A 12,772-nucleotide genomic window follows, 5' to 3' on the forward strand; every position below is an offset into this window, starting at 1 on the left:
CCGTGTCGTTGACCGATTTCTTCATCCGCAAGCCCGAATTCGAAATCTTCCCGATCGAATCGGGGGATCGCGGCGTTCTGGCGAGTCTGCACAAGGCACGGTTCGCGCGCGCCTGGAGCGACGGCGAGTTTCATTCGCTGTTGTCACAGGAAACCGTCTTTGGCTTCGTGGCCTGGCAGATGAATGTTTCGGGCCGCCCCGCCGGTGGTTTCGTGCTGGCCCGTGCGGCGGCGGGCGAGGCCGAGATTCTCACCATTGGCGTCGATACGCGCTTCGAGCGATCAGGCCTTGGCTGGCGGCTGATGCAGGCGGCCTTGCGCGAGGCCCGCATGCGCGGCGCCGATGAAATATTCCTGGAAGTCGACGAGGGCAACCTGGCAGCACTCCGGCTGTACGAGAAGCTTGGTTTTGCCAAGGTGGGCGAGCGCAGGGCCTACTATGAGACTGTCGGCGGACGCTCCACGGCGCTTGTCATGCGGCGCGATCTTCGCTAGTCCCGATGAACGGGATACGCATCGGTGCGTTCCCGGACATGCGAGACAAGGGAGCCGGCGCGAGATGGGGCAGGTCGAAAAAACGCTGGAAGAGCTTTGCGTCGAGCGCGGCATGCGCATGACCGAGCAGCGCCGCGTGATCGCCCGCGTGCTGGAGAGCTCCGCCGACCACCCGGACGTCGAGGAGCTCTACCGGCGCTCCGCCGAGGTCGATCCGCGCATCTCCATTTCTACGGTCTATCGCACGGTGAAGCTGTTCGAGGACGCCGGGATCATCGAGCGCCACGATTTCCGCGATGGCCGCTCGCGCTACGAAACCGTTCCGGAAGAGCATCACGATCACCTGATCGACTTGAAAAACGGCACGGTGATCGAGTTCCACTCGCCTGAAATCGAAGCGTTGCAGGAGAAGATCGCCCGCGAACACGGGTTCAAGCTCGTCGATCACCGGCTGGAGCTCTATGGCGTTCCACTGAAGAAGGAAGACGAGTAGGCCGGCCGTCCGACGGCCGCCTGCTCGCAGGTTCCGCTTGATAGTCAAGCTCCGCGTCACGCTCGTGCTGCTCGGCCTGGCGGTGGTTACGCTGATCCTGTTGCCGGCGCAGTTGGTCGGCCTCTGGCTGGACCTGAAGCTTCGCCGCCGCATCCCGCGGCTCTGGCATCGCGCGGCCTGCCGCCTACTCGGCCTGAAGGTGCGCGTGCACGGCACGCTGGAGAAGCGCAGGCCGCTGATGCTGGCGGTCAATCATGCGTCCTGGAAGGACATTCTCGTGCTCGGCTCGGTCGCCGACGTCGTCTACATCGCCAAGTCTGATGTGCGGGACTGGCCGGTCTTCGGCATTCTCGCCCGCCTGCAGGCGACGATCTTCGTCGTACGCGAGGAGAAGCGGAAGACGGGCGAGCAGGTGGACGAGATCGCAGCGCGGATGGCCGCCGGCGAGATCGTCGTCCTCTTTCCGGAAGGAACGACCTCGGACGGCAACAGGCTGCTGCAGGTCAAGACCTCGCTTTTTGGTGCCGCGGCGAGTGCGGCGGCACAGGTGCCGGGCGGGATCGTTCACGTGCAGCCCGTCTCTATTGCCTATACCGGCATTCACGGCATGCCGATGGGGCGCTACCACCGTCCGATCGCCGCCTGGCCCGGCGACATCGAGATGCTGCCGCACCTGCTTGGCATCCTCCGCGAAGGCGCCTTCGAGGTTGATGTCGATTTCGGCGAGATGATCCCCTACGATGTGGGCAGCAACCGCAAGGCGCTCAGCCGCGCGGTCGAGACGCGCATTCGCACGATGCTGGGCGACCGCCTGCGCGGGCGAAGGATAGATTGAGGGCGTGGGGCTTCATTCCCGGGCCGTTTTCCACTAAAGAGCCGGCATGAGCGAACAGATTTCCACAAGCGAAACGGTAGGGCAGGCCGCTCCGGCTGCGCGCAACACCCGCAAGGTGTTCGTCAAGACCTACGGCTGTCAGATGAACGTCTATGACAGCGAGCGCATGACCGACGCGCTGTCGAAGGACGGATACGAGGCGACCACGACGCTGGAAGACGCAGATCTCGTGCTTCTCAATACCTGTCATATCCGCGAGAAGGCGGCGGAGAAGGTCTATTCGGAGCTCGGCCGCCTGCGCGACATGAAGAAGGCGCGAGCCAAGGACGGGCGCGAGTTCGTCATCGGCGTCACCGGCTGCGTCGCCCAGGCGGAAGGCAGCGAGATCCTTCGTCGGGCGCCAGCGGTGGACCTCGTCATCGGACCGCAGACCTATCATCGCCTTCCCGACGCACTGAAACGCGCCAAGGCCGGCGAGCGCGTGGTCGACACGGATTACGCGATCGAGGACAAGTTCGAGCATCTTCCGGCACCGAAGAAGGCGCAGACGCGCGCCCGCGGCGTCGCGGCATTCCTGACGGTGCAGGAAGGCTGCGACAAATTCTGCACCTTCTGCGTGGTGCCCTACACCCGCGGCTCCGAAGTCTCCCGGCCGCTTGCGCAGATCGTGGCCGAGGCCGAACGTCTGGTGGACGCCGGCGTGCGCGAGATCACGCTGCTTGGCCAAAACGTCAATGCCTGGCACGGCGATGGCGTCGACGGCAGGGCGTTGGGTCTCGGCGCGCTGCTTGCCCGGCTTTCGGAGATCGAGGGGTTGGCGCGCATCCGCTACACCACCAGCCATCCGCGCGACATGGACGAGGCGCTGATCGCCGCCCATCGCGACCTGCCGAAGCTGATGCCCTACCTGCACCTGCCGGTGCAGTCCGGCTCCGACCGCATCCTGAAGGCGATGAACCGGCGCCATACGGCCGCCGAATACGTCGCCCTGATCGAGCGCATCCGCGCCGTACAGCCCGATCTCGCCATCTCAGGCGACTTCATCGTCGGCTTTCCCGGCGAGACCGATCAGGATTTCGAGGACACGATGGAGCTCGTCCGCAAGGTCGGCTATGCGCAGGCGTTTTCCTTCAAGTACTCCATCCGTCCGGGCACGCCCGGTGCGGAGATGGACGGACACGTGCCCGAAGGTGTAAAGTCCGAGCGCCTTGAAAGGCTGCAGGCGCTGCTGTTCCAACAGCAGACGGCTTTCGCTGCAGGGTGCGTTGGCAAGGAGATCGAACTTCTGCTGGAAAAGCCGGGCCGCATGCCCGGGCAGCTGGTCGGACGATCCCCTTGGCTGCACCCTGTTAATGTTGATGCAAACGGCTCCGAAATCGGTGACATTATAAGGGTGCGAATCACCGGTGCCGGCCCGAACAGCCTTTTCGCCGAGGCGATTGGTTGACGGGCGGCCAGCAAGGGAGCGTTGCCGCTTGAACGGACACGAATTGATGACGACATCGCCGCGCCAGTCGAAACCACCTGCGACAGACGCAAATCACTTCGTGCTCACCTTCGAAAACAACCGATACGCCAGCGAGCTGTTCGGCCAATTCGACCAGAACCTGAAGCTTCTGGAACAGCGGCTGCAGATCGATGCCCGCCCGCGGGGCAATTCGGTGGCGATCACCGGCGACGTGGTGGCGACCAACCAGGCCCGCCGCGCGCTCGACTATCTCTACGGGCGTCTGCAAAGCGGCGGTTCGGTGGATCTCTCCGACGTCGAGGGCGCGATCCGCATGGCGGTTGCCGCCGACGACCAGCTGCTGCTGCCGACCATGGAGCGCAAGGCCAAGCTGACCATGGCGCAGATTTCCACACGCAAGAAGACGATTGCAGCGCGCACGCCGATGCAGGATGCTTATATCCGCGCGCTCGAACGCTCCGAGCTTGTCTTCGGCGTCGGACCTGCCGGTACCGGCAAGACCTATCTCGCCGTCGCCTATGCCGCCCAGCTCCTGGAGCGCGGCGCGGTCGACCGCATCGTGCTGTCGCGGCCCGCTGTCGAGGCTGGCGAGCGGCTGGGCTTCCTGCCGGGCGACATGAAGGAGAAGGTCGATCCCTATTTGCGGCCGCTCTACGATGCGCTCTACGACATGATGCCGGGCGACAAGGTCGAGCGCGCGATCACCGCCGGCGTCATCGAGATCGCCCCGCTCGCCTTCATGCGCGGCCGGACGCTCGCGAACGCCGCCGTCATCCTCGACGAGGCCCAGAACACGACATCGATGCAGATGAAGATGTTCCTGACCCGTCTCGGCGAGAACGGCCGCATGATCGTCACTGGCGACCCGAGCCAGATCGACCTGCCGCGCGGCATGAAGTCCGGCCTCGTCGAGGCGCTGCAGATCCTGCGCGGGGTCGAGGGCGTGTCGGTGGTGCGCTTCAAGGATGCCGACGTCGTGCGCCACCCGATGGTGGCCCGCATCGTTCGCGCCTACGAATCCCAGACCGCCGTGCAGGACGAAAGCGAGCACATGGACCGCTGAGGCGGTCCATTGCCGACGGAGCGATGAGCGAAATCGAAATCCAGATCAGCGTCGAGGAAGGCCCCTGGCCCGACGAAGAGGCGCTTCTTTCCCTGAGCGAGCGTGTAATCGGCACAGCGGCGCGATATCTTGTGCGGGAGGAGGGGCAGCCCTTTCCGGCGGCGCCGCCGGAATTGTCGCTGGTCTTTACCGACGACCCCTCAATCAGGGCCGTCAACGCCGAATGGCGCGGGCAGGACAAGCCGACCAATGTCCTGTCCTTTCCGGCCTTTCCGGTGGAACCCGGCGACATGCCCGGACCGATGCTGGGCGACATCATCATGGCGCACGAGACGCTGGCCCGCGAGGCAGCCGAACTGGGCAAGCCTTTCGACGATCACCTGACGCATCTTTTGGTGCATGGATTTCTGCACCTCTTCGGTTATGATCATATGGAAACCGACGAGGCCGAAGAAATGGAGGGGCTGGAGACTCGCATTTTGAGCGAGCTTGGCCTATCTGACCCCTACGGGGATGACCCGGTTTGACAGTTTGGAACAATGAGCGAATTTAAATCACAGCCGCTTTCGGCTGAAGCGAACGAGGCGGATGCCTCGGAACAGGACGACGGGGGCAGTACGCCCAGGCCGGAGCCGCAAGCCAATCCGGCACGGAATTTCTGGTCGCGCGCGATGCGCTTCTTCAGAAGCCCCGATGCTTCAAGCCTCCGCCATGATCTTGCAGAAGCGCTGAAGACGTCCGACCCGGAAGGCGATGCCGCCTTCTCGCCCGAGGAACGGGCGATGCTCCACAACATTCTTCGTTTCCGCGAAGTGCGCGTCGAGGACGTCATGGTCCCGCGTGCCGACATCGAGGCCGTCGAACAGGACATCACCATCGGTGAACTGATGATGATCTTCGAGGAATCGGGCCATTCGCGCATGCCCGTCTACTACGACAGCCTCGATGATCCCCGTGGCATGGTGCACATCCGCGATCTGCTGGCCTACGTGACCAAGCAGGCGCGCAACAAGAGACGCAATGGCGCGAAGGCGGCAAACGGTTCTCCGGCCGCCCAGACGGGCGACAAGCCGGTCAAGGCGCCGAAGGCCGAATTCGATCTTGCCCGCGTCGATCTCGGCAAGACCTTGGCTGAGGCGGGTATCATCCGGCCGGTCCTGTTCGTCCCCCCGTCGATGCTCGCCTCCGACCTGATGGGCCGCATGCAGGCCGCCCGCACCCAGATGGCGCTGGTGATCGACGAATATGGCGGCACCGACGGCCTTGCCTCGCTGGAGGATATCGTCGAGATGGTCGTCGGCAACATCGAGGACGAGCACGACGACGATCAGGCGATGATCACGCGCGTTTCCGACGACGTGTTCATCGCCGATGCGCGCGCCGAGCTGGAGGAGATAGCCGGAACGATCGGCAGGGACTTCGACGTTCGCGAGCAGCTCGAGGACGTCGATACGCTGGGCGGGCTGATCTTTGGCTCGCTTGGCCGCATTCCGGTACGCGGCGAGGTCGTCCAGGCTCTGCCGGGCTTCGAATTTCACGTCCTTGATGCCGATCCAAGGCGCGTCAAGCGGGTGCGCATCACCCGCAAGCGCCCGTCGGCGCCGCGACGTCGTCCGCACAAGGCGGAAGGCGAGGCGCCGCCGGCTGCGCAATACCCGGTTCTGGCCGAGAACGACGAGACGAAGGGAAACGCCTGATCGGCACTCAGGTCGCGGCTGCCGCATGGCATGATACCGGGACTTGACGACCGATTGGCACAGCAGGGTCATGCATGATCCTGCTGTCGCGACCCCGCATCGGTGCCCGGTGTGGTTATCCCTCTTGTGCGCTCTCGAAGCGGGCCTTCTCGCCTCCGCGCGTGCCCTCTTGCCAGTCTTCCGACGCCGCGCGACAAGCGGTGCGAATTTTGGAAGACTTGCCGCGCTGATTCGCGGTCGGGTTCGAGAGGGACGCAATGGGGCGACTGGCAGGCAGGGTTATGCTTTTGTCCGGCTGGGCGCGTGCGCTGACGGCCTTCGTCGCCGGGCTTTTCGGGGTGTTGGCACTGCAGCCTTACGGTTTCTTCGCGGCGCTGTTCGTGTCTTTCACGCTTCTGACCTGGCTGATCGACGGTGCAAGCGGCGATCCGGATGCCGGCTTCCTGCGCCGCCTGGCGCCGGCCTTCCGCATCGGCTGGTGTTTCGGCTTCGGTTATTTCGCCGGCAGCCTCTGGTGGCTTGGAAATGCGATGCTGGTCGATGCCGACGAGTATGCGTGGGCGCTGCCATTGGCCGTCCTCGGCCTCCCGGCCGTCCTGGCGCTGTATTATGGCTTTGCCGCCGCGCTGGCGCGCCTGTTCTGGTCTGATGGCGTCGGGCGACTGTTCATGCTGGCCGCGGCATTTGGCATTGCCGAATGGCTGCGCTCGGTCCTGTTTACCGGCTTTCCCTGGAACGCGGTGGCCTATGGGGCCATGCCGATACCGCTGATGATGCAGCCGGTGCGCATCGTCGGCGTGCTCGGGATGAACGTGCTTGCGGTTTTTGTGTTCGCAGCTCCCGCTTTGTTGTGGACAGGGCGCGGCAAGCGGCTCGGCCTTTCGCTGGCCGCTTTCATTCTGGCGTTGCAGGTGGGCTACGGCTTCTACGCTTTGCGGATCCTTCCCGAGGCTGCCGACACCGGCGTGACCGTCCGCCTGGTACAACCTTCAATCGACCAGGCGACGAAATGGGACGATGCCAATCGCACGGCGATTTTCGAGAAGCATCTCGCGCTCAGCGCAGCACCCCCTTCAGGAGAGAAGCGGCCGGATGTCATCGTCTGGCCGGAGACGTCCATACCTTTCATCCTCACCGACAATCCCGATGCGCTCTCGCGCATCGCCGAGGTTCTGGACGACGATCAGGTGCTGATCGCCGGCGCCGTGAGGACGGAAGATGCGGGGGCGGGTCGGGAGCCCCGTTACTACAATTCAATCTATGCGATCGACGGAAAGGGCCAGATCCTCGGCGCTGCCGACAAGGTCCATCTTGTGCCGTTCGGCGAGTATATGCCGTTCGAGGACCTGATGAACTCCTGGGGTGTCGCCGCGGTCGCGTCGCTTCCGGGCGGCTTCTCGGCCGCGCGCTCGCACGAGGTGCTGAAGCTGCCTTCCGGGCAGTCTTTCTATCCACTGATCTGCTACGAAGCGATCTTCCCTTATGAGATTGCGCCCGCCGCTTTCTCGACCGACGCGCTCTTGAACGTCACCAACGATGCATGGTTCGGCGACACGCCGGGGCCAAGGCAGCATTTCCATCAGGCGCAGGTCCGCGCGGTAGAGACGGGTCTGCCGCTGATCCGCGCCGCGAATACCGGGATCTCCGCGGTTGTGGATGCGAAGGGGCGTATCGTATTAGGGCTCCCTTATGATGCAAGTGGATTTGTAGATGCAACCATGCCGGGAAAAAACGCTGCGTTTCATGACAATATGTCACAAAACCTAAGGTTTTGGGCGTTAGTTGCAATCTTTTTTGGAATAGGGGCTATTTCACGCAATGGTTTTATCCGGCGTGCGAATTGACCGAAAACCCCTAAAATTGCATAGTGGCAGTTGCCGGCATCCTTGCCTACTATCAAATCCGAACTATTTCGGTTGCAACGTGACGTTAGTGCTTATGATCGATGCCGGGTAGCAAAAGCCATTGCGCGCGTTAGGACAAAGTAACGATGGAAAACAAGAAGAAGCCGAACCCGATCGACATCCATGTCGGTAGCCGGATCCGCCTTCGCCGAACCATGCTCGGTATGAGCCAGGAAAAATTGGGCGAAAATTTGGGGATCACCTTCCAGCAGATCCAGAAATACGAGAAAGGCACGAACCGAGTCGGCGCAAGCCGTCTGCAGAACATTTCCAGCATACTCAACGTGCCGGTTTCGTTCTTCTTCGAAGATGCCCCGGGCGAAAATACCGCCGGCCAGTCCGGTATGGCGGAAGCGTCCAGCTCAAACTACGTGGTCGATTTCCTCTCCTCGTCCGAGGGGCTGCAGTTGAACCGCGCCTTCGTCAAGATCGCCGATCCGAAGGTCCGCCGCAAGCTGGTGGATCTCGTCAAGGCGCTCGCCGCCGAGGCGGAAGTGGAATAGCCACCTCGCCTTGCGTTGAAAATCTTGCGCAAGAAAGCGGCTCCTTTTGGAGCCGTTTTTCTTTTGTGCCGCCTAGAACGGAATAATTAGACATAAAGATATGTTTATGTCGTTCTGCGCTTGTTTTTCCGCTCTGAACTGACTAATACGGAAGCGTCTTCATTGAGGGGAATCCCGTATGCGCAGCAACTATCTCTTCACCAGCGAATCCGTGGCCGAGGGGCATCCCGACAAGGTCTGCGACCGGATTTCCGACGAGATCGTCGACCTGGTCTATCGTGAGGCCAACAAGACGAATTTCGATCCGTGGACCGTCCGAATTGCCTGCGAGACCCTGGCGACGACCAACCGGGTCGTGATCGCCGGCGAGGTGCGCCTGCCGCCCAGCCTGCTCAAGAAGGACAAGGACGGCAACGACGTCATCAACCCCTCCAAGTTCAAGGCCGCCGCCCGCAAGGCGATCCGTGATATCGGTTACGAGCAGAGCGGCTTCCACTGGAAGAGCGCCAAGATCGACGTGCTTCTGCATGCCCAGTCCGCCGATATCGCCCAGGGCGTCGATAGCGCTGCCGACCAGCAGGGCGACGAGGGCGCCGGCGACCAGGGCATCATGTTCGGCTACGCCTGCCGCGAGACGGCGGAACTGATGCCGGCTCCGATCTATTATTCCCACCGCATCCTCCAGCTTCTGGCAGAGGCGCGCAAGAAGGGCGACGGCGATGTCGCCAAGCTTGGCCCCGATGCAAAGAGCCAAGTGACGGTGAAGTACGTTGACGGCAAGCCGTACGAGGTCGCCTCGATCGTGCTGTCGACCCAGCACCTGGATGACAGCTGGGATTCGACGAAGGTTCGCGAAGTCGTCGAGCCCTACATCCGCGAAGCCCTGCACGACATCAAGATCGGAGCGGACTGCAAGTGGTACATCAACCCCACCGGCAAGTTCGTCATCGGCGGACCGGATGGTGATGCGGGCCTGACCGGACGCAAGATCATCGTCGACACCTACGGTGGCGCTGCTCCGCATGGCGGTGGCGCCTTCTCCGGCAAGGACACGACAAAGGTCGACCGTTCGGCCGCCTATGCTGCGCGCTACCTCGCCAAGAACGTCGTTGCTACCGGGCTTGCCGATCGTTGCACGATCCAGCTGTCCTATGCCATCGGCGTCGCCCAGCCGCTGTCGGTCTATGTCGACCTGCACGGCACGGGCAAGGTGACGGAAGACCAGGTCGAGGCTGCGATCCGCACCGTCATGGACCTGTCGCCCTCCGGTATCCGCCGCCACCTCGACCTGAACAAGCCGATCTACTCCAAGACGGCAGCCTACGGCCACTTCGGTCGCAAGGCCGGGCGCGACGGCTCGTTCTCCTGGGAGAAGCTCGATCTCGTCAAGCCGCTCAAGGATGCATTGAGGTCAGAGACGCTGAAGGCCGCCTGATCGGTCTTTACGGATCGCTTGTGAACACTGTAAAGCGGGTGCCTCCCAGGAGACGCCCGCTTTTATCGTGAGAGATGGAGCCCATGACAGAACAGCCGCATCCGACCCGCGCCACCGAAGCCTTCTTCGGCCGCCGCAAGGGAAAGCCGCTGCGCGAGCGGCAGGCGGAAGGCATGGCGACGCTGCTGCCTGCTCTCAAGCTCGACATCGAAACGCCGGTGCTGCGGCTGCCGGACCTGTTTCCAGAGCCTGTTGAACGTTTGCGGCTGGAGATCGGATTTGGCGGCGGCGAGCATCTTGTTCACCGCGCGCAGGAAAACCCGACGACGGGTTTCATCGGCGTGGAACCGTTCGTCAATTCCATGGCGAAGCTCCTGTCGCGCGTGGGCGAACTCGGCTTGAAGAACGTGCGCGTCTATGACGACGATGCGACGGAGGTTCTGGATTGGTTGCCGGAAGCTTCGCTGGACCAGATCGACCTGCTCTATCCCGACCCCTGGCCGAAGCGGAAGCATTGGAAGCGCCGGTTTGTCTCGGCCGTCAATCTCGACCGCTTCGCGCGCGTGCTGAAGCCCGGCGGACATTTCTGCTTCGCGTCCGATATCGACACCTACGTCAACTGGACGCTGCTTCATTGTGCCGCCCACCCGGCCTTCGAATGGACGGCCGGGAATGCGTCCGACTGGTTGACGCCCTTTTCCGGCTGGCCGGGCACGCGCTATGAAGCCAAGGCCCGGCGCGAGGGCCGCAGTTCGGCCTATCTCACCTTCCGCCGGGTTTGATCGCGACATCCGGCCCTTCTCCCGAGCGGGGGAGGCGGCGGAGCGTGATGCGCTCCGGATCTAGTGCAGGCTAACGGTGCGCAGCTCGTCTTCGGCTGCCTTGTAGAAGGTGCTGGAACGGTTGTCCGTCAGAAGGATCGGTGTACCATCAGCGCCGAACAGAGCCCAGAGATCGAGATTGGGATCGATATCGGGCGCTTCCGGGAAGCAGCGCGACACTTCGTCTGCGCGCATCTTGCGGATGTAGCCGACTTCGCCTGCGCCAAGATGCGCAAGGTCGGTCTTCGATACTTGGGGGGAGATGGTCTTCAGTCCCATGGTTTGCCTCCTGGCAATGTGCCGGATTGGGTACCGGCCCGCCGGATGCCCGCTGCCATCGTGGCCCGTCGGTGCGTCCGGAAAATCAGTCTGTCGGTGAAGCTCCGGCGGAGGTGCCCGCAGGAACGGCACTTGGCCTAGTCTGGTACGGAAATGTTAATTTTCCTTACCATGCGTTCCGGTTCGGGACGCGCCAGGTCGATGGCGAGAAGGCCGTTGCGCAGCTCGGCGCCCAATACGCGCATCCCGTCCGCAAGGACGAACATGCGTTGGAATTGCCGCGCGGCAATGCCTCGGTAGAGGTAGTCCCTTTCGCCGTTGTCGACCTGCCGTCCGCGAACGATGAGCTGGTTCTCTTCCGTCGTGACTTCGAGCTCTTCTTCCGAAAAACCCGCCACGGCGAGCGTGATCCGCAGCCGATCGGGGGCGCCGGAAGCGCTGTCGGCGAGAATGCGCTCGATGTTGTAGGGAGGATACCCGTCATTGCCCTTGGCGATCCGTTCAAGGGTCTTTTCCATGGCGTCGAAGCCGAGGAGGAGCGGGCTGGCAAAAGGCGTAATACGGCTCATTGCGTTAGTCCTTGCTTTCAAGCGACTGTTGCGGGACCCGGATTCCAGCATCCCGACAGGAGGCAATATGGGGATTGCCATACGCACGTGCAAGACACTTGCAGAGCGCCCCGGGGTAAATATAGTCCCCGTTTCGCCGCGAGATGCGGCGCAAGAACACGATTCGGAGAAGTGAAGGCCCATGTCGCCGCGAAGAAAGATCATCATAGATACCGACCCGGGCCAGGACGATGCCGCCGCCATCATGCTGGCCTTCGGCAGCGCTGCCGAACTGGATTTGCTCGGCATCACCACCGTCGCCGGAAACGTTCCGCTGAAGCTGACGGCGCGCAATGCGCGCATCCTGTGCGAGTTGTGTGGCCGCCCCGACGTCAAGGTCTTCGCCGGCGCTGACGCGCCGTTGCAGCGCCCGCTGGTCACAGCCGAGCACGTCCATGGCAAGACCGGCCTGGATGGTCCCGAACTCGACGAGCCGACCATGCCGCTCCAGGCGCAGCATGCCGTCGATTTCCTGGTGGACACGCTTCGCAATGAACCCGCGGGCACGGTGACGCTCTGCGCGCTCGGTCCTTTGACGAATATCGCGCTGGCGTTGCAGAAGGCCCCTGAGATCGTCGGCCGCGTCGCTGAAATCGTCATGATGGGTGGCGGCTTTTTCGAGGGCGGCAACATCACTCCGGCTGCCGAGTTCAACATCTATGTCGATCCCGAAGCAGCCGATATTGTCTTCAAGTCCGGGATTCCGATCGTGATGATGCCGCTCGACGTCACCCACAAGGTGCTCACGCTTCGCACGCGGGTGGACAAACTGAAGACGATCGGCACCCGTCCGGCCAAGGCGCTGGTGGAGATGCTGGAGTTCTTCGAGCGGTTCGACGTCGAAAAGTACGGCTCCGACGGCGGCCCGCTGCACGATCCGACGGTGATCGCCTATCTGCTGCGCCCCGGACTTTTCGGCGGACGCGACTGCAATGTCGAAATCGAGACGGCCTCGCCGCTGACGGTCGGGATGACGGTGGTCGACTGGTGGCAGGTCACCGGGCGCCAGCACAATGCGCGGGTCATGCGCGACATCGATGCCGACGGCTTCTTCGAGCTTTTGACGGAGCGCGTGGCGCGGCTTTGAGCTCAGGTACCCATCAACCGGTACACAACAACGTGTGAAATGAAAAACGGCGCCCCGTAGGCGCCGTTTCGTTGTTTGCGATAAC

At 62.8% G+C, this 12,772-nt stretch carries 14 protein-coding genes; 12 read left to right on the forward strand and 2 right to left on the reverse strand.

Going from position 1 to position 12,772, the window contains the following annotated elements:
- Window positions 1–2: 2 nt before the first annotated feature.
- The 11 genes from HV823_RS06000 (at window position 3) to trmB (ending at window position 10,674) form a co-directional block, all read left to right on the forward strand.
- Window positions 3–494 (forward strand): GNAT family N-acetyltransferase, encoded by a 492-nt coding sequence (locus tag HV823_RS06000; RefSeq protein ID WP_176948828.1) that lies wholly within the window; start codon window positions 3–5, stop codon window positions 492–494.
- A gap of 64 nt (window positions 495–558) precedes the next feature.
- Window positions 559–987: a Fur family transcriptional regulator gene (locus tag HV823_RS06005; protein ID WP_176948829.1), complete on the forward strand. Its 429-nt coding sequence runs from the start codon at window positions 559–561 to the stop codon at window positions 985–987.
- Between the two features lie 37 nt (window positions 988–1,024).
- Entirely contained in the window at window positions 1,025–1,822 is a 798-nt protein-coding gene (olsA, locus tag HV823_RS06010) for a lyso-ornithine lipid O-acyltransferase (RefSeq protein WP_176948830.1), read from the forward strand.
- A 46-nt stretch (window positions 1,823–1,868) separates the two neighbouring features.
- Entirely contained in the window at window positions 1,869–3,269 is a 1,401-nt protein-coding gene (miaB, locus tag HV823_RS06015) for a tRNA (N6-isopentenyl adenosine(37)-C2)-methylthiotransferase MiaB (protein WP_176948831.1), read from the forward strand.
- 28 nt (window positions 3,270–3,297) lie between these two features.
- Complete coding sequence (locus tag HV823_RS06020) at window positions 3,298–4,353, forward strand: PhoH family protein (protein ID WP_176948832.1); 1,056 nt, start codon at window positions 3,298–3,300, stop codon at window positions 4,351–4,353.
- A gap of 23 nt (window positions 4,354–4,376) precedes the next feature.
- Window positions 4,377–4,880: an rRNA maturation RNase YbeY gene (ybeY, locus tag HV823_RS06025; RefSeq protein WP_176948833.1), complete on the forward strand. Its 504-nt coding sequence runs from the start codon at window positions 4,377–4,379 to the stop codon at window positions 4,878–4,880.
- Window positions 4,881–4,892: 12 nt separating this feature from the next.
- Window positions 4,893–6,050 carry a hemolysin family protein gene (locus tag HV823_RS06030; RefSeq protein ID WP_176948834.1) on the forward strand — a complete coding sequence of 386 codons (1,158 nt, stop codon included), beginning with the start codon at window positions 4,893–4,895 and terminating at the stop codon, window positions 6,048–6,050.
- A gap of 257 nt (window positions 6,051–6,307) precedes the next feature.
- Window positions 6,308–7,894, forward strand: coding sequence for an apolipoprotein N-acyltransferase (gene lnt, locus HV823_RS06035; RefSeq protein WP_176948835.1), 1,587 nt, complete (start codon window positions 6,308–6,310; stop codon window positions 7,892–7,894).
- A 146-nt stretch (window positions 7,895–8,040) separates the two neighbouring features.
- Window positions 8,041–8,457: a helix-turn-helix domain-containing protein gene (locus HV823_RS06040; RefSeq protein ID WP_097141435.1), complete on the forward strand. Its 417-nt coding sequence runs from the start codon at window positions 8,041–8,043 to the stop codon at window positions 8,455–8,457.
- A 178-nt stretch (window positions 8,458–8,635) separates the two neighbouring features.
- Window positions 8,636–9,892, forward strand: coding sequence for a methionine adenosyltransferase (gene metK, locus HV823_RS06045; RefSeq protein ID WP_176948836.1), 1,257 nt, complete (start codon window positions 8,636–8,638; stop codon window positions 9,890–9,892).
- Window positions 9,893–9,975: 83 nt separating this feature from the next.
- On the forward strand, window positions 9,976–10,674 hold the full coding sequence (trmB, locus tag HV823_RS06050) for a tRNA (guanosine(46)-N7)-methyltransferase TrmB (RefSeq protein ID WP_176948837.1): 699 nt from the start codon (window positions 9,976–9,978) through the stop codon (window positions 10,672–10,674).
- A 60-nt stretch (window positions 10,675–10,734) separates the two neighbouring features.
- On the opposite strand, the gene HV823_RS06055 is transcribed toward trmB, so the two are convergent.
- Window positions 10,735–10,992 (reverse strand): BQ00720 family protein, encoded by a 258-nt coding sequence (locus HV823_RS06055; protein ID WP_097141432.1) that lies wholly within the window; start codon window positions 10,990–10,992, stop codon window positions 10,735–10,737.
- 137 nt (window positions 10,993–11,129) lie between these two features.
- Window positions 11,130–11,561: an Hsp20 family protein gene (locus tag HV823_RS06060; protein WP_176948838.1), complete on the reverse strand. Its 432-nt coding sequence runs from the start codon at window positions 11,559–11,561 to the stop codon at window positions 11,130–11,132.
- Between the two features lie 181 nt (window positions 11,562–11,742).
- On the opposite strand from HV823_RS06060, the gene HV823_RS06065 reads away from it, so the two are divergent.
- Window positions 11,743–12,687 carry a nucleoside hydrolase gene (locus tag HV823_RS06065; protein ID WP_176948839.1) on the forward strand — a complete coding sequence of 315 codons (945 nt, stop codon included), beginning with the start codon at window positions 11,743–11,745 and terminating at the stop codon, window positions 12,685–12,687.
- Window positions 12,688–12,772: the final 85 nt, after the last annotated feature.

This window comes from Mycoplana rhizolycopersici (assembly GCF_013378445.1).
Lineage (GTDB): Bacteria > Pseudomonadota > Alphaproteobacteria > Rhizobiales > Rhizobiaceae > Mycoplana > Mycoplana rhizolycopersici.